The organism is Marinobacterium stanieri, assembly GCF_900155945.1.
Lineage (GTDB): Bacteria > Pseudomonadota > Gammaproteobacteria > Pseudomonadales > Balneatricaceae > Marinobacterium > Marinobacterium stanieri.
This window is the reverse complement of sequence record NZ_FTMN01000013.1, coordinates 38,282-56,894: the sequence shown is the minus strand read 5'-3', so window position 1 is coordinate 56,894 and position 18,613 is coordinate 38,282. Positions and strand designations below refer to the sequence as shown.

Annotated in this window: 9 protein-coding genes; all 9 read left to right on the top strand. The window is 50.3% G+C overall.

Annotated elements, in window-relative coordinates:
• Window positions 1-4: 4 nt before the first annotated feature.
• The 9 genes from BW956_RS20670 (at window position 5) to BW956_RS20630 (ending at window position 18,484) form a co-directional block, all read left to right on the top strand.
• On the top strand, window positions 5-9,049 hold the full coding sequence (locus BW956_RS20670; RefSeq protein WP_076466072.1) for a helicase-related protein: 9,045 nt from the start codon (window positions 5-7) through the stop codon (window positions 9,047-9,049).
• A complete protein-coding gene (locus BW956_RS20665; protein ID WP_076466069.1) occupies window positions 9,050-11,227 on the top strand; it encodes a DNA topoisomerase in 2,178 nt (725 codons plus the stop codon).
• A gap of 160 nt (window positions 11,228-11,387) precedes the next feature.
• Entirely contained in the window at window positions 11,388-11,966 is a 579-nt protein-coding gene (locus BW956_RS20660) for a hypothetical protein (protein WP_076466066.1), read from the top strand.
• Between the two features lie 12 nt (window positions 11,967-11,978).
• A complete protein-coding gene (locus BW956_RS20655; protein WP_076466063.1) occupies window positions 11,979-12,797 on the top strand; it encodes a hypothetical protein in 819 nt (272 codons plus the stop codon).
• Window positions 12,794-13,747, top strand: coding sequence for a hypothetical protein (locus BW956_RS20650; RefSeq protein WP_076466060.1), 954 nt, complete (start codon window positions 12,794-12,796; stop codon window positions 13,745-13,747). The genes BW956_RS20655 and BW956_RS20650 overlap by 4 nt, the downstream gene beginning before the upstream one ends.
• Window positions 13,728-14,165 (top strand): lysozyme family protein, encoded by a 438-nt coding sequence (locus BW956_RS20645; RefSeq protein ID WP_076466058.1) that lies wholly within the window; start codon window positions 13,728-13,730, stop codon window positions 14,163-14,165. Before BW956_RS20650 ends, BW956_RS20645 begins: the two co-directional genes overlap by 20 nt.
• Window positions 14,162-15,529: a secretion/conjugation apparatus DotM-related subunit gene (locus tag BW956_RS20640; protein WP_076466055.1), complete on the top strand. Its 1,368-nt coding sequence runs from the start codon at window positions 14,162-14,164 to the stop codon at window positions 15,527-15,529. The genes BW956_RS20645 and BW956_RS20640 overlap by 4 nt, the downstream gene beginning before the upstream one ends.
• Window positions 15,522-15,929, top strand: a complete 408-nt coding sequence (locus BW956_RS20635) for a hypothetical protein (protein WP_076466052.1) — start codon at window positions 15,522-15,524, stop codon at window positions 15,927-15,929. Before BW956_RS20640 ends, BW956_RS20635 begins: the two co-directional genes overlap by 8 nt.
• A gap of 2 nt (window positions 15,930-15,931) precedes the next feature.
• A complete protein-coding gene (locus BW956_RS20630) occupies window positions 15,932-18,484 on the top strand; it encodes a type IV secretory system conjugative DNA transfer family protein (protein ID WP_139327253.1) in 2,553 nt (850 codons plus the stop codon).
• Window positions 18,485-18,613 lie beyond the last annotated feature (129 nt).

Below are 18,613 nucleotides of genomic sequence, written 5' to 3'. Positions count from 1 at the left end.
CGCTATGAAAATCAGTTTCGTTTCGTTCGATGCCCACAATCAGGCTACAGACGATAATCTGTCTGCAAATTTGCATGAAATCAACGGTAGAACCGTTTTCATATTGTTTGGTGCCGGCGATGCCGCATCCTTCAAGAAGATGGCGTTGGAACAGTCCGGGCTTAAGTTGTCTCAGCAAGGGGTGTGGGTGGCTCCGTTAGAGCACCTGGATCTAAAGGCACTGAAAGCAGCTTTCCCCCTTATTGAGCTGGATAACACCCAGCGTATGGATAGCGTGGTTCACACCAAAAACCACTTCCTCAATGTGCTTCAGCGCCGGGCTGTTGATATCGAAGTTGCTCCCGGCATCCGTGCCATGGAGTACCGTGGCAATCTGCCTCCTGCAGGTGAAAACCTTTTGGGGTGGTTTCGTGACAACGGTACCCAATTAAACTCCCGCATCGCGACAGCCCCTTTTGATGAACACCTGCATGCAACCCTGGAACGGTTAAATACACCGGGCCAAGTGCGCCTGCTCTTTCATAGCCCGGACTTTCATGCCAAACACGATGCTTTGCTTGAAGATGAGCGAGCAGTGTTTGCTGGCGCCCAAGTGGGTGGGGTTCTGGAACAAGATGGCAAACTGGTCATAAAGCTATCTGAGCGGATATTTGCACCTGCGGTTGAAACTCCCATGGGTCTACGTGCCCTACCGGACTACACGGCTGCTTCTCCGCAAGCTGCCCTGAGAGCAACGCCTGCAGACATTCTGGAAAACCGAGTAGCAACACTGGAGGCACTGTCTGCAGAGCCTGAATCATCCAGCGAAGTACATCATGAGGCTGAATTGGCCACTGAGGGACCTGCGCTTCACGAGAGTCCCGCTACTGCGACCGAGGAAAGCTCGTTAGATTTTGATGCAATCGTAGATGAGGCACAGCTGCCACCATCCCGTTCAACAGATCCAGTAGCCTCAAAAACTGCAGACCCTTCTGAGACTGATACCGCTGAAACGTCCTCCGTCGAAGCACCGGAGCAAGAAATAGTGGACGTGACGCTGGAGTCTGAATTCGATCAGGGTGAAGCTGATACTTCAGAGCCTGAAGAGTCGCCAATACAAACGCCGCAACCTGGGCATGACGACACAGCTGGTATCGATAGCGAAACTGTCATTGAAGCAACTGAGGCATACTCTCCCAGTGCTCAGTACCAGTCATACTTCGATTGGATTGAGGACAACCCTGTCATGGCTCTGCAACCGGGATTCCGCGACCAGGTTGCCATGGATGAGCGTCTGACCACTGAGGAAACGGATGGTTTGCTTACCCTGTTGGATGAGCTGCAATCTGAACAAAAGCCATCTAAGCCAGAAACAAGCGCCCAGAACGGCTCTGTAGCAGAATTCGACTCGGTTGACGCTTCACTTGTGAAGCATGATCAGGAAGCCCCCGCTGAACCCGCAGAGCATGATCGTCCTGCAGGCTCCGTTCAAACCGGCCCTGACCAGTGGGAGGTGCCTCAGCCTGGTGAGTTCTCTATCTTCAACCAGATTGACATCTTGGTTGATTTTGATGCGGACGGCCGTGCTGTGATCAAGGTGCATGATGAGCATCGGATCGAAAGCATGTTCGTGACTGTGTCTCGCTTTGAAGCCCTAGTCAGCCTCTATAACCAAGGCGAGTCATTGATTACACGCGATCAATGGGATGATGCTACAGCTGCTGCAGAAGGCCGTCCTGTTCAAAGTGAGGACCAGCAAGGGCAATCAGCGCCAACGACAGTTTTGCAACTGCATCCTCAACGCAAAGTCCCGGAAGTAGAGTTAGATACAAAAGCAATTGACGAAATGGTGAGCCAGGCCGAACAGGCCGGTGTTTCCATGGATGAGATTCGTAACCTTGCTATCCAGTATGTTGAACTGGACCGTGAGCGAGAACGAATGGGAAATGTCACCTCGCTGAAGACTCGCCGCATGGAAGCCGGCGTCATGGACGCATTTAAGGCGCTACAAGAAAAAGCCCTGCAGGGCGGCCTTGTGCTCTCGGAAAATGGCTTCTTCCAGATGGTAAACCGTCTGAATGGATACCTTTCTGAGGTCATCGATATTGACCCCTGGAAAGCGTCCGAAGATACCCTGCAAAGCATCAATGACGTGCTGTTCTTCGACATGCTGAGCCGAGTACCTGAAACCAGTACGGTTGAACGTGCGCTGATGGAAGCGAAGCGTCGCGGCTTCAAAGTGGGAATTCGTATTCTGGAAAACGCCTTGGAGCATGGTCTATCCGATCAAGCTTCACACATGGCGAACCAGCTTTGTACCGAGCTGAATACCAGTGAACGCATTTTTGCACTCAAGACTCAAATCCACGGGCTATTAGCCGGCGCCCATGAACAGCACCTGGGTACAAATGATAGCCGGGTACTGAGTGTTTGGCGGGAGGAGCTTGCTGAACTTGAGTACCAGGTCTCCGAAATTGAGCTCACGGATACGCTCAAATCCATTTACCGTGACGCTGGCTCATACACCGAGTCCTGTGAGGCCATTGCCGAGCACCTTTCTATCTCGGAAAGTGCTGCTGGCTATTTGATCGATCGAATTCGCGACCAGCTGCAACGGGAGCAAGAAGAGGCGTTCACAAATAGCCCCGAGTACCAGTTAAGCCAAAAGATCTTGGCCAAACTGGATGGGTTCGTCCCGGATACAAACGAAGAACGTTCAGCAATCGCGCTGCGCAATGTTGGCCCCTATACCCTACTGGTACCGGTAGCCGAAATCAGCGACAGTGGCGAAGTCAGAATGGATCTGTACCTATCCGACACGGGTCGATACGCTCGTAGTTCGGAGCAGTTTACTGTTACTGGGCAGATCAACGATGAGTCGCTTGTAGATAACCTGGCCGCCGAGATCAACGCTGTTGCTCAGAAGCACGAAACCCTAACCAAAATGGACAAGCTTCCACCTTACGGTAGCTTGCTGAAAACAGGCGAGAATGGCTCCACGCTCCACGATGTTTCTGAGATAAATAGACGCCTGCGTGAAACGATCAAGTCTGCACAATCGTCCGGTGAATTACCTAAAGGGGTGAAGGTATCCATTACTAAAGGTTCTTCATCCAGCATCTCTATTCGCGTTACCGGTCTGCCCGAGGGGATGCAGGCTGTATCAGAAGAATGGGCTCAATGGCGTAAAGACAACCCTGATGAGTCAAGCTATCACGCACCTCATATCTACATACCTGAATTCAGAGCAATCGAACGTTGGTTAACGGCCCAGGCTGAAGCGTACAACTACGATAAGTCTGATCGCCAAAGTGATTACTACAACACCAATTTTTACTTGAATGTGTCTTTAGGGGATACGCTACATAACGAACACATGGCTATGGCCAATGAGGCCATTGAAAAAGCACAGCCAGAAGTTGCTGAAGATGAGCAGAACAATTCGAATTCCGAGTCTTTTACTGTTGCTGATCCTGCCCCTGACGAACTGCCGGGTATCCCCGTTTCTGATTCACCCTCTACTCCTGCAACAGACCCTGCCCCTTGGGCAGTATTGTCAGATAGCACGCTTGAAGATACTCAGACGGCTGTTGAGGACGCACCGGTCGTAGATTGGGAAAGCATTTCCGCTGCCCAGTTTAAAAAGGAACTTGATAGGCTAAGCGACCACGATGCCACTATGATGCTGGCATATCGATTTGGGCACGGCCGCCCGCTGGAAACTTGCAAAGAACTAGATCTGGTTGTTCAGTCCGGCCAGGCAACACAACGTGAACTGGCCATCTTTGGCAGCATGCGCCAGCTGTTTACCAAACACCTTGATGATGCAATTTTGAAGGAGCAACAAGATGGAGAACGCACCAACAGACTTTCACAACCTAGCCCCAACGGCCCGGACAATCTACAGGCAACTGACACAGGGGCAGATCGCAGCTTTGAACAGGGAAGGCAACATGACAACCTGGTTGAAAACGAACGCGATCATGATCGACAAGAAGCTGGAAGTGTACGAGATCGATTACCGACAACTGAACCCAAGGCCGGAAACAAGCGACTTCCAACAGCTGGCGAGCTGGGAAGCGAAGCTGCAACAATATCTGGAGGAAGCACATACCGCGCTGATGAATCAGATACTGTAACACTGCCAATAGCACCACTTCGGGAGGTAAACTTTGATCCTAGCGAGTCCCTGAAATCTCTTGAGAGCCTGTCCGACTCGGAAATACGTAATCGCCTCACTGCAGCTATTCTCGTGTACGTGGGCCTGAAAAAAGACGATATCGAACCAAATGACGCCCAGCGCCAAATGCTGGCTGCCCTTTCCGGTACCGGTTCGCCTGCAATCACAACCGTCTTGAGTGGCCGGTATCCCGATACCAGCGCAATGGAACTCAGCAAAGCATTTAGCGCCCTACAGGCCGTGGACTCAGCTGCCGCCAATGGCATCAGAGCCTCAACAGTCGATTCGTACTACACCTCAACTACCGTAATAGACTTCATGTACTCGGCTTTGGACAAGCTGGGCATGAATGATCTCAAGCATCGTCTCCACATTACAGAACCCTCCGTGGGAAATGGACGCTTTGTTGGCCTGGCTCCGAAGGCTCTTCGTGAACATGCCGAAATAACCGCCGTTGAGAAGGATCCATTTGCAGCGACCCTCACATCCTGGCTGTACCCTGAAGCTAGGGTCTATAACTCAGGTTTTGAGGATGTTGTATTGCCGCGCCAGTCTCAGGATCTGGTTGTTGGTAATCCTCCGTATGGTGATTTCACCGTCTATGATCCTCAGGATAAGCGCCAACGCCTGGTACATGACTATTTCCTTAAACGATCTATAGAACTGGCCAAGCCTGGCGGCATCGTCGCATTCGTAACGTCTTCTGGGACGATGGACAAAAAGAATGCTTCTATACGCAAACAGGTAGCGGCCTCATCTGACCTCGTTGCCGGTTTCCGCCTACCCGCTGACACCTTTAAGTCTGAAGGTGCCGAAGTGGTAACTGACATTTTGTTCTTCCGGAAACGGCATCCTGGGGAGCTGCAGGGGGATACCACCTGGGTGAACACCGAAACTCTGGTGTATCCCGATCCTAATGCGGATGAAGATGCTGAACCCATTACCAAAGAGATAAACAGCTACTTTGCCAGTAATCCCGATCGCATTCTGGGTGAAGTTACATGGAAAGAAGGCCGATTTGGTCCTGGCCTAAGTGTCAGCGGTAGCCATAAAGACATCGACTGGGATGCGCTTCTCAATATGGTCCCCGCTGGGGCTATGAATCCTCATGAACACCCCGGTCATGCACGAGAGGATCAAACACGCCAACTGGTCGATCCTCGTTTTGCTGACAATAAGATCGGTAGTTATGTCGTAACAGACACAACACTGGCGATTCTGGAAGCGAATGGACTGCGCCCTATCGAGGTATCCAAGTCTGCTCAAACCAAAATGCCGAGGCTTATTGCAGTTCGAGACGCCCTCCTGCAGTTATTGGACGCCGAAAACCAGAATGATGTCCCTGCAGCCGAAGCCGCAAGAGAAACGCTCAACGCTCGCTACGATGAGTTCGTAAAGCATCATGGGTACCTCAACGGTCGCGGTAACAAGAACCTTCTGAAGCGTGATCCAGATCAGTACCTGGTGCTGGCGCTTGAGAAAGGCAACGCGGATACAGGTGCCTACTCAAAGGCCGACATATTCACGACACCGCTGACTCAAATAAACGTCGGCGCTTCCAGTGACGTAACCAACATAGAAGACGGCATTGCGTTTTCTATGAACGTCCGAGGTTTTGTTGATGCCTCATTGCTTGCCGATACCCTGAACCTGACGGTTTCAGAGGTAGAAGAGCAGCTGCAGCCACATTGCTTCAAACAGCCCGAAACGGGTCGTTGGGAGATCAAAGCACTCTACCTGTCCGGCAACATCTACGAAAAACTTGAAATCGCTGAGCGTGCTGCCAAACAGGACCCAAGCCTGGAGCGAAACGTTAAGGCGCTCAATGAAGCGGTACCCGAGGCCATTGGGATTGATGAGATCCACATCCGCTTGGGCGCCAATTGGATTCCGCCAGAAACCGTTCGAGACTTTGTGGCATGCACCCTAACTGAGGGGAATCCGCTTAACATAAATGGCGAGATTCAGCTGACACACGTTCCTGTCACGAACCATTGGGACTTGAGATTAACTGGCAGGGGTAAAAGCATTTGCCATAGTGCCAATACACTGGAGCACGGCACCCGAGAGTTCACGTTTGCTAAGCTCGTGGACCTTGCACTGAATCTGAAGCGCCCCACCGTCAATAACCCTAATGGGACGATCGATCACGAAGCGACTCAGCTGGCACGATCGCGTCAGAACGAAATCATTCGTGAGTTTGCCGATTTCGTTAAGGATTCGTCCTTCCATTCTTCACGTCTGCAGGATGCGTACAACCGCACCTTCAACTCCTTCCGTGAAGCTCAATATGATGGATCCTATCTGACCTTTCCCGGCATGACCGGTGTGCTGAAGGGGCGCCCACTAAAACTGCATGATCATCAGCCTGCGGTAGTTGAACGCATCATCACGTCCAACCGAGGCGTACTGATTGCCCATGAAGCCGGTGCCGGTAAAACCATTGAGATGATTGCTTCAGCAATGGAGCTTCGTCGCTTGGGGGTCGCCAATCGCCCATTGGTTGTCATTCCAAACCACATGCTGCAGCAAGCCACCAACGAAGCCCGTGACCTCTACCCTGGCGCCAGAATCCTCACGGCCACGCCAGAGGACTTCACGGCGGAAGGCAGGGCAGTCTTCGCCAACAAAGTTCGGATGAACCAGTGGGACATGGTTATCTGTACCCACAACATGTTCGCCAGCATGGCGCTCCAGGATGAGTTCATTCAGCAGCAGATTGAAGATGAACTGGATGAATACAGGGGTGCACTGGTCAGTACGAATAGCCAGGATCGAATTGCCATTCGTAACCTGGAAACAAGTATCAAAAAACTGGAAGCTAAACTTAAGCAGGTAACAGCAAAAGCTAAGGATAACTATGACGAGAATGTTATTTCCTTTGCTGAATGCGGCTTTGATGGCCTCTTCTACGATGAAGGCCACTACCTGAAAAACTATGCACCTCCAACGTCTCTGAGCGGTGTCGCAGGTGTTAATAGCGTGACATCCGGCCGCGCCCAGGATGCGGTGATGAAGGCAGATTTTATTCGCCAGTCACGCGGTGATCAGAAGGGTGTATACCTCGCCACAGGCACTCCGATCACCAATTCGGTGACCGAAATCTGGGTGATGCTGAGAATTACTGCACCTCAAACCCTGCGAGATCTAGGCTTGTATCAATTCGATGCGTTCGCAGCAAACTTCTGCGAAGTAGTGGAGCATGTTGAGCTTAAGCCAGAGGGTGGTGGGTACCAGATCAAGGAACGCTTGAGCCGCTTCCACAATGTTCCCGAAATGATCCGCATCTTCCGCTCTGTTGCCGACATCAAAACAGGCGATGACCTCAAGCTGCCGAAGCCTGGCCGCAATGATGTTAAACATGTGGCCAAGCAAAGCAGCATGATGAAGAAGTTCATGGACTGGCTGGGGCATCGAGCACAACTGGTTCGTAACCAAGACAAAGAGCCTTGGGAAGATAATCTGTTATCCATCTCAAACGCGGGTCGCTTGGGTTCGCTGGATCTTCGCTTGATTGATGAGGACCTGCCTGACGATCCGAACAGCAAGGTAAATCAGTGTATTGCTAATGTATTGGGGAAATGGAAAGAGCATGAAAGCGACCGCCGTACCCAGCTCATTTTCCTTGACCGAGGCACGCCCAAAAAGGGCTTTAACCTCTATGACGACATCAAGAACAAGTTGATTGCTCAAGGTGTGCCGGCTGATGAAATTGCCTTCATACATGACGCGAAGAATCCGACTCAGAAGGAAGCTCTTTTTGAGCGTGTGCGCAACGGAGAAGTCAGGATACTACTGGCCAGCACTGATAAAGCGGGTGTAGGTACAAACGTTCAGACCCGTGGGTCAGATCTTCACATGCTGGATGTGCCTTGGAGACCTACCGACCTGGAGCAGCGTATCAAGCGTTTCGAGCGCCAGGGCAACCTGTTCGATAACGTAAACATCCATTACTACACCACCGAAGACAGCTTTGACTTGTTCATGCTGGAGACGGTCATTCGCAAGCTGAAGTTCATTACTCAGGCTATGTCGAATCCGGACAAGGCAGCTCGCTCTATGGATGAAGACGTGGAACCAACATTGGCTGAAATCATGGCCATCACCACGGGCAACCCGATTATTCGAGATAAAGTGGAAATTGATATGCAAGTCGAGCAGGCCGAACTCCAACGCAGAGGGCATATCAGTAAAGTCCGCAACGCACGTTCTACGGCAAACCAAATCAGAGATATGGTCATGCCATCTTGGGAAGAAGAGAAAGTTGCGCTTACCAAGGCGATAGATGCCGGCATTCCAGAACGCTTCGAAATGATCGTGGGTGACTCCAAGATGGACAACCCGAAGCAAGCAGGCTTACGCATTCATTCAATGCTGGCGGGAGGCTTCATAGGGGAAACCCAACTTGGCTCTATTCAAGGGTACCCAGTCGTTGCCGTACTCAAAAACGACAAAATTCATGTCCAGTGGAACGGACCGGTTCGCTGCAGCACGCCACTGACCAAAGGCCCTGAAATCTTTACGACCAATCTGATCAAGAAGATTCAGGAAATGCCAATGCGATTGGAAACAGTCAACAACCAGCTCACGTCTCTCAATCACGAACTGGATACGGCTTTGGAGATTGTTAAGGCCCCCTATCAGAAACAAGACGAATTGGATGCGCTGCTGGCCAAGCAAACTGAGATCAACATCGAAGTACGCAAACTCGAAGACTCTATGCCGCCTGCAGACAAGTCAGTGATTCATGAATTTGAAGAGATTCTGAACCAGCTTGAGGTTAATCGTAATCTGGAAAGCCAAGTCCTGACTCAAGAAGAGATCGATGCAGCGAATGAAGCTATCGATCGGCAGAAACAGATGGAACAAACAATGAGCTTGGGTGTGTAAATGGGTTTGCAAGTTTACATGGCTGAAAAGCCGAAAATGGGCCGAGTGATTGCACAGGCTTTGGCCGCCCGTCAGGGCGTGCCTTGCCCGAGGGAAGAGAAAGGCGCACAAATGATACGGGGTAATGGCTGGGCTGTCGGTTGGCTGGCAGGTCACGCTTATACCCTGTACGACACGGCCGACTATCGCCCAGAGTGGGCCGTTGGCTGGAATAACATGCCGTTACCGCTGTTACCAGAGCCATTCCGTTTCAAACCAATTGATATGGAACACCTGGTGAAGATAAGAGCGGCCATGTCCAGCTTGTTAACGGAAGCTAATTCAGTCGTCATCGCAACCGATGCAGGTCAAGAAGGACAAATCATTGCCGAAATTTTCCTGAGCGAAAACAATTGGTCTGGTCCTACCTATAGGCTCTGGAGCAGTGCACAAGAAATTGAGGCAATGAAAAGTGCCCTGTCCAGTATTGAGTCCAATGACTTGATGAAATATCAGGGACACAAGCTGTCTGGCCTGGCACGTATGAAGTCGGACTGGCTTATTGGTATCAATCTGACTATCGCGTACACCCGCTTAGCTAGGAAGGCAGGTTATAACGTATTAGCCAGTGCCGGCCGCGTTCAAAGCGCCTTGCTGGCTATTTGTGTGGATCACGAAGACAAAGTGCTCGCATTCAAGTCAGGTCACTATTACGACATGGTGGCTGACTTAGTAACCGCGGACGGCACCCGCCTGACAGCTGAGTTAGTCATTCCCGAAGAGCTGCTGGATGGAAAGCACTGTACCGATCGCGATGCGCTACAAACTATCATGGGGCAACTACAAGGCCAGAGTGCCAAAGTCTCTGCTATCAGCTCAAACACACACACCAGACACCCTCCGACCCCATTTAACCTGACAAACCTGTGTATCTATATGGGCGGTGTATCAGATATGTCTGCGGCTGAAGTTGTTGCCAAGTATCAGGAAATGTATGAAGCCGGGCATCTGACCTACACCCGCACGGACGATACATTTTATGAGGATGAACAACTTACCAAGATTGGTCAGTTGTTTGATGCTCTTGCAAAGGATGAGGAGCTGGCGCCATTGGTCGCGGGTGCCAATAAAAATCTTCGACCCAGCAGCTTTTGTAGTTCAAAAATCACAGAGCACCCGGCGAATAGCCCGACAAGCTCACTCCCTAACTGGGGCAATTTCGATTCGGCCTCTCGCCAAATATACCTGGCAGTGGCCAAGCGGCTCATTGCCCAGTTTTATCCGGACTACATTAGTACATCATCCACAGCCGCTATTTCGATCGGAGGGCAGCAATTCCAGACAAAAGGCGTAACCGTTGATCAGGCCGGCTGGACACAGGTACAGCCTCTACAAGGAGACGAAGACGACCGACAGCCACTCCCCACTCTAACTAAGGGGCAGAGCCTCACAATTGAAAGTATCCGGCTTGAGGCCAAAAAAACACGTGCCCCAGCACGGATGACTGAATCTCGACTACTGAAAATCATGGAGAATGCCTCTGGCCATCTTTCAGACCCACGGCTTAAGGAACGTCTGAAGGACAACGCCAGCCTGGGTACCAGTGCCACGCGACACACCTATGTCGATCTACTGGTGCAAAAACGCAAATTCCTGTCTCTCTACCCCGATAAAACGTTGAGACCCACCAAGCTTGGGCGGCAGGTCAGATCTCTTTTACCTGTAGAGCTGACATCGCCGGATCTTACAGCGCTGTGGGAAATAAGCTTTAACAAGATTCGATTGGGGCGCCAAGAACCTGATGCCTTCATGAACAACATGAAGACCTGGATTAGTGCCCAATGTGAAAAGGCGACAGCTCTGAAGCTTGAACGCAACCCAATGGCTGTTCCCTGCTCTGCCCCCTCATGCGAATCAGTGATGATTCGTCGTGAGAGTAAAGCCAACAAGGGAATGTTTTTCTGGATGTGTACCGATGATGACTGCCGTAACTATGTAGCAGATGATGGTGGAAAACCGGTAGAACCACTCGCTGGTGATGGTACCCCTTGTCCTACCTGCGGAGAGCCTTTCAAAACGAGAATGAGAAAAAGAAACCTTAAGAATGTCTCTAAAACGCGACACCATACAGATAGACGGTATATAATGTGTGCAAACAAGCACTTCCCGCCGAAAACCTCAAATAATAAGCCTTCATGATAGTTCTTTCAGGGGGGCATTGGTCGTCAATTGGTCGAATTCTGCGACCATATTTCAAAAATCTTACTTGATTGCTCAAGTCTTGAGCACATATAATGCGCTGCAACATGGTGCATATTAGGTTAATATGCAAAACGATTTTTTAAGTATGAGGCCGTGAATGACATCTTCTGTGAATGCCATCGAGAGAGAAATGTTGGGTAACTTTTTCCCAGCATTAATCTTCCCCTGCTCGTGTGGTAGTGAACTTAACGAAGATCTGCGTAACCGCAACTTGGTGTGCCATTCCTGCGGCAATACCGTTTCGGATAAGCACCGTATGATGATCGAGTTGGTTTCACGCACATTCCAGAAACGTGCAGAAGCTGCCGACATCGAAGGCGTCATGTACGGCGTGACCGAATTCGACATAGATGAAGCCGCACTGCCTACCGGCCTTTTGCCCATCATCATGACCCGCGTTATTCAAGCAGCGCACCTGGCATATCCTAACCATCCCTATCTGTTTTCCGTTGGTGAAGTCACAACTCCTAATGAGATGCTGGCCTCAACTTGCTACTACATCAGCGTTGACCCTGAATCGACCATGGACGTTAAAGCGGCGTTGGTGATCTTCAACCATGTCGTGAAGAAGATGATCGATTTCTCGCGTACTCACGACCGTGAAAACCCAGTTATTAGCGATCTGCACAACATCACGATGTCTGTATTGGCTGAAGGCCTCAACTCCGACAAATAATGGAGGGCAGTTATGAGCCAGAGCCTTTTAGACGGCTTGCACTCTAAGGAATTCGTTACCTCCTCAATCCGCCCGAGGATGCACCTCGTCAAAGTCTATTCCCCCGTTATTTCGGCCCGGATGGAACACATAGCCGCAGGCGGCAAGCCCGATGAGATGCCGTCACTTCTGAATCAAGTTGAATCAGCAATCGATTCCCTTTTGACTGACACCGGCATTGAACTCCCCGGAGAGGCGTGGCAACGGGCTACGATCCGTTCTGCGATCATTCCACTCGCAGCAGATGACGTTAGAGTTTACGGTGCCATCAAGTTGAACTGGCTTTCCGATGTCAGTGATCTCATGAAATCCCTCCAGGTTCAGGCCGGTTTATCCCAGCCTCGTCCTTCTCCTGGTGTTCGGACCAAAATGGCATTTACGTCGGCCCATACCCTCATCATTGCGAAGCTCAATGAATTTTCCTGGCTGCACGACCCTACTCAGTTGTCTAAACAGCTGTGTCGGACCATTTTCGATGACTGCAAACAGCTACTAACCGTTCATGGTCAGCAGCAAACAGGCGAGGACCAAGCATCCTTGATGGAAAATCTGGTGCGATCTCATACCAAATTGATGTTGTCCGCCATGAATGCTGAAGAAAAGCGTATCGGCCAGTTAACAGCTCAAGACGTTCAGAACCATCCTGATGGACTTCCTCTGGATGGCCTCTTTGCTGCGTACCGAAAAAATCAGATTCAATTGGATCAGTTGGTGAATGACTCACTTAAAGCGGAATCAGGCTCTTTAAGCTACGCCAATCAGACCTCTCAAACACCGAGTTTCATGCGATGAGTGAAGAGCAGCCAACCAAACGCAAAGGCAAGGTTGCGATCGGCATAGTGAAGGAAGTATCCACCTTCACGTTTATAGAACGTGCCGTTAGGGCAAACATCCGTGCCGTTTCCCAAGGTAAAAACTACCTGGTGGATTCGTATACGCAGCTTGTCGATCAGACAAAAAGTGACATTGAGCACGGCCAAAAAGGTGATCACATCACGGCAGCTGAACTGCCGCTGATAGAGCGTCAGGTTTATCTGTTGAATGCCTGCTTATCCATGTTGATATACTTCGTGGGTACACTAACTACCATTGGAAGCATGATCACTCTTGCCCTGTCACCGTCAGGACAACGCTTGGTCGATACTTTCAAGGCATCACCCGTCCTTTGGTATGGATCGACTGCCATATCAGTCTTCGCAACTGTGTGCATCAGTCTCATGATCACCGTTACTTTCAAGCACTTTCAAAGCCTGAGATCCTGCACGCTAACACCTGCTCCGCTTATAGCGGAATACCGAAACTCGTTTGATTTTTTGATCAATGCAGCCCTGATTTACCTAGCAACGCTATTGTTGTTCCAAACGACTAATAGCGATATTGCACGTACCGTTTTTGGGGTTGTCTTAATCTCTACTGGAATCGGCACCTGGCGTTCCTTTCGGTGCATTTACTCTCCAACGATCTCAGCTCGCACCGGCAGCGGCCGCTATCCAAAGCTTCTGCTGGGTTTGAAAGTTTTCCGTCTGCCTGCAATCAAGGCATCGGAGCATGACACAGCCAGTCGAATCCCTTACCTGCCTCTACTCATTATATGGGGACTGTATCTGGCCACTTTGGCCACTAAAAACATGTCACTGATCAGCCTGTTCAGCTCCTTCGCCGTGGTCATCATCATTGGCGTATTAACCAGCGTCTTCATAGCAATTTGGATATTGGAACACGATGGACCTGCCACCCGTTGAGCCCATTACTTACCAAATGCTTGAGGAAGTCTCTCAGATTACTCAAACACCCGTTCTGGGGCTCTATCTGATCTTGCAGGTTGAGGGCGGTACGACTGGGGAATGTGTACCACGGAAATACAACTCAGACTGCGGCCCGTTCCAAGTCAACACCATGCATTTTGACGAACTTCACAGTGAATTTGGGCTCACGAGGCACAACATCGTGTCTAGCACCAAAGGCAATGCGCTAGCGGCGGGAGCAATCCTTAATCGTAAGCTCAAGATCTGCATTAAACGTAATTATGACTGGTTTGGGCGCATTGCCTGCTACCACAACTTCAATGCGCCTCATCGTGATCGCTACCGCAAACGCCTGATTGAGCATGCAAAGTTGATACTGACCGATGAACAACTAGCAAGGTACTTCGTGAAATGAGCAACCAGAAAGGAATGCAGGACTACAATCGCAACTCAAGTGATCTGTTTTCCAGCCTACTCATTAGCGGCGTCATTATTTCAATTTTTGCTGCCGTAGCCTGGTACCTATGGTCTCCATATATTCTTTGGGGGACCACTCAGGTTGCACTACACACCCGGTACCTGCTCTATCCAATGACCTTGTTCATGTCTGAAGACATGGCAGACTTCATTTTGCGAATGCCATATCACTTAAGCCAGACATTAGACTTCGCAAACGCTCAATTTACTGATGTCTCATACCTATACAGCTTAAGCATGCGAGCACTTTCAGTGGTATTTGTACCTCTCTTGCTGTGGCGCGGCACCTCCAACCTGATATACGCCAAGGTCAAAGCATTTACCCGGGTTCTGGATTTGGAGAGCCTGGCAGAGATTCAGGCTACCCGCTATCCACGTATTAAGCCTGCTATCCGTGCCAAACTGCTCAAACAAGACCAGCGATTTGGTCCATGGGCAACACAACGTAACCCTCTACCATATTGCATTGCTGAAGGCCTAATCAGTGATGTTGAAGATGACGATGCCAAAACGCTTGGACTTCCCCGCTTCAAGTCTTTAACTCACAAAGATCAGATGAATAATCTGATGCAATACTATGGTCGCCTTACGATCGACTTGCCCAAGCTAAAACAAACCATGAGCCTCCAACTCGGCTCTAGGGTGCAATACGACGACGAGGGCATAGTAGATATCCACGCCCTTGGCGTAGTAGAACGTGCTTTAGCCATCATATTTCTCGCAGCACTTACTAAATCCCGAGCAAACCGCAAAACGATCGAAAAGTTACTCGACCAGTTCGGTGACAGCTTTATTGAAGGCACAGGGCACACCCCCCACCAAGTCGATCTCTCCGGCGTCGATGAATTGTGGGAAACCGTTAAAGATAACATCCATGTTCGCCGGGCCCTTTTGCACGCCACCAAAACACATGCCTACTGGGGCACTGTTTTTACGTACTTTTTTACTCGTGTGTATGACGTGTACGGCAACATGATTTCTCGTGACTTCATCTTTCTGAAACCGGTTAATCGTCGCCTTTATTTGCTTTGTAATCAGGTCGGGCTTGAGCGTCCTCGTGCTGAAGCGTGTGCGATCCGGGATCACTTTAATTTTGAAACGAAATGTCAGTACCCGATCGTTGAACCCCAGATTATGAACGTGATGAACGAGCTGATATTGGACATCCAGGAAGAAGGATGGCTCTTCCAAGACATGGTGGTACGCCATGAAGAGGATGACTTGGCTCGATTGAACGAACAATGCGCCAAAGACCTGGCCGAATACAAAGCCTTCCAAGAAGCGGAGAAGACCCATGCTTAAACGGACTGAAGTCACACTAAATGGATCCAACATCCATATCAGCCACCAGAACAGCACTATCGTGTTTGCATCAACGGAAGGGTTTACATTTGATGAGGCTGCGATTGTGACAACACAAGGCAGTCAACGTCTTCCCTGCTCGCAGAACGATTACAAGCGCATTGTGAAGCAATACCACAAAGCGATCAGGCCCCAACGCAAACCTTATTTGCTCTGGACCGGCTGTATCACTGTTGTTTGCCTCTGGGCTGTAGCAGTTGTCCCATTCAATGGGGATCAATTACTTGCTCAGCAACAATCAACAGCACCCATTGGTTTAGATAACAGCAGTAATGGTGTTCACGCCCCCCGCCATACACAGGGGAATTCTGATCAAGCCTTTCCATTTGCGAGCAACTAAACGTGAACCAGCAGAAGCAAGCCATTAACCCAAATCGCATCATTGCGGATCGACGGACCATAGGAGGTTGGTTCAGTGATGCGTGCCGTTCGCCTAGCGTCAGAGGGTATCTATACCTGGCGTCAGCATTTGTGCTTCTGCTATTTCCCGGCATGTTGCCGGTCATGCTTATCATTTTGCTGCCTGCTTTTTTCTCCAACCGGGTACCAGATGTTCCGTTACGCCTTCCGATGGAGGCCAACTGCATCGATAGGTCAGACCCCAAGGGTGGTGGTGAGACTTTCAACCGCGCCCGAGGTGCTGTGTATTTGGGCAATGAACGTGGGTCTGGTAAAGAGGCGTGGGTTAGTTGGAGTGATCAGCGCTATCACGACTACATCATGGGCGCTACAGGTTCCGGTAAGACGGAAACAATCCTGGCTATCAACGCCAACTACATACTGGCCGGCTCAGGATTTCTGATCGGTGACGGCAAGGGAACCATGATGTTCCCGAAACAGACCACTACCCTCGCCCGTTTGGGTGGTGCCGATGATGATAGCTTCGTCATCAGTTTCCTATCAGGTTACAAAGACCAGTTTGGCCGTACTCCGATCAAACGCTCAAACAGGATGAACCCATGGGGTGAAGGTAACGCATCCACTGTAAAAGAGCTTTTGACATCAATGATGTCTCAGGGCGGTGGTGATAACCAGATCTTCCAGGACGGTGCTTCCTCCTTGGCAGATTCGTTGTCCCCTGCCTGGGTAGAGGGGCGTGATAATCACCTTTGGGATCTGAATATCGACCTGATCGGCCAAACTCTGCCGTTGGCGGCCGTGTTCAAATTGAGTCAGCACGATCAGCTTTCTCCCCTCACCCTGAACCATATAAAAAACTACCTTAGTAATTTGGGCTATGACTTCAATAAGCCCCCCAGCCAGCAGCCTGAAAACGTTACCCGAATGCACGGGTACTACGTGAATTACTTCATGCGCGTTGTAACAAGCTTCGCCATTTCATATAGGCACATCTACGTCTGTAAACAAGGCGAAGTGAACATGCGTGATACTGTTCGCTCAAGACGCTGCCTGACGTTCACTCTGCCCCCCTTGGAGAAGTCACCAGACGAAGTTCAAGCACTCGGTAAAATCCTACTGGTATCTGCACGTTCGGCCTCCTCCGCAGGCTTGGGCGCCAGTATGGAAGGTAAACGGGAAGAAACTCTGGATAACCTGATGGGGAACCGAGCGGTTCCTTATAAGTACAACTTCGATGAATTCTCTTTTTACGTGCTGGAAGGATTCTCCTTGATGCCGGCCCAGTTGCGCGGCATCAACATCTCCTGCTTGCTCGGGGCTCAGGACTTCGTGGGTACTCAACGTGCTGGGGAAATAGATGCAGAATCCATGCTGGCGAATGCGCGCCTGAAGCTATTCGGTGCCCTGGAGGATGGCGGTACCTGGGAAAAACTTCGCGCTATCTTGGGAGAGGTTGATGTAGCAGTCTACGATCGCATCATGAATGTTGGCTCCTATGCCAGCCGGTACGTGCCAGATATGGACCTGCGTCTCACTCGCCGTACTCCTATCGAGATTCAGGACCTGCAGGAGCAAGTAGAAGGCCAGTTCCATTCTCTGATGCGTGGATCACTCCGTGCCCTAAAGGTTTACTATCCGGGCATCGATGATAACAGCGTCCTAGATGATTTTGAGCTCATTCGCTTGGTGGCATGCCCAATGCCAAGCGAAGCGCAATTGGTACGTCTAAAGCAGCACAACGACTTTATTCAAATGCTGCGCCAGCAAGAAACCTTGTTCCAACCTGCAGGTGTTCTAAAAAATGCCTTTTCCACTCCAGCCTCAGGATGTGTCACAACCGATGTCTTTGATTGCCTGAATGCTTTCTACAAGAAAGACAAACTACGCGCTGCAGCCCCACTACCGTCCCCGGAATCGGATACTACCGAAAATGATCTCCTGGAGTCGGATACCGGTATTTCTGATGCAACTGCGTGTGAAAACAGTGAAGGGGCTGACGATACACCTGATACCTTGCCGGTAACGCACGACACCAGTAGCGTTAGCAGTGTCGATCAGTTCCTGGGTGATCTGGATGATGATGACTTTTTGAGCGGCCTTTCTGATGCAAGTGGTGAAGCATCTAAGCCTATGCCGCCTTCAGATCACAGTCATGCTGAAGCTGCAGCTCAACAGTATGAGCAATACTCGAACCATGGCTATGCCAGTTCCGATGATTTACTTCCGGCAACGGAGGAAGCGGCAGAGTTTTTCTACCAGCAGGACGGTTCTCAGCCTTCACTTGAAGAAGTTGATGGCGCCTATGGCATGACCGACGAAGAAACGGCTAAGATTGAAGCACGCTATGTGGCCTTAGGTACACTTCTTGGGCAGTCAACGGAATCAGCACACAGCGATGCCAAGAGTATAGTGGATACCATGCGAAGGACAGCTTTCTATCTGATACCCCCGAAACCTCAGTCAGAGCCCAATATTGAGGCCAGGGTAAAAACGCTGTTTGAGCAAGTGGAGATGTTCAGTCAACCAATTGACTGAACTCTGCGTATGCATTGATTGCACTCTTGGGGTGTCTATTTATACCGGTATTCCGGTCATCATTCTGATACCATACTGGCGACAATTTGAGGGGTGGCATTAACAATCCTATGCCTTCGCCCATGTATC

Coding starts and splice junctions, on each gene's coding strand:
- BW956_RS20670 (WP_076466072.1), top strand. CDS start 5: ATGAAAATCAGTTTCGTTTCGTTCGATGCCCACAATCAGGCTACAGAC.
- BW956_RS20665 (WP_076466069.1), top strand. CDS start 9,050: ATGGGTTTGCAAGTTTACATGGCTGAAAAGCCGAAAATGGGCCGAGTG.
- BW956_RS20660 (WP_076466066.1), top strand. CDS start 11,388: ATGACATCTTCTGTGAATGCCATCGAGAGAGAAATGTTGGGTAACTTT.
- BW956_RS20655 (WP_076466063.1), top strand. CDS start 11,979: ATGAGCCAGAGCCTTTTAGACGGCTTGCACTCTAAGGAATTCGTTACC.
- BW956_RS20650 (WP_076466060.1), top strand. CDS start 12,794: ATGAGTGAAGAGCAGCCAACCAAACGCAAAGGCAAGGTTGCGATCGGC.
- BW956_RS20645 (WP_076466058.1), top strand. CDS start 13,728: ATGGACCTGCCACCCGTTGAGCCCATTACTTACCAAATGCTTGAGGAA.
- BW956_RS20640 (WP_076466055.1), top strand. CDS start 14,162: ATGAGCAACCAGAAAGGAATGCAGGACTACAATCGCAACTCAAGTGAT.
- BW956_RS20635 (WP_076466052.1), top strand. CDS start 15,522: ATGCTTAAACGGACTGAAGTCACACTAAATGGATCCAACATCCATATC.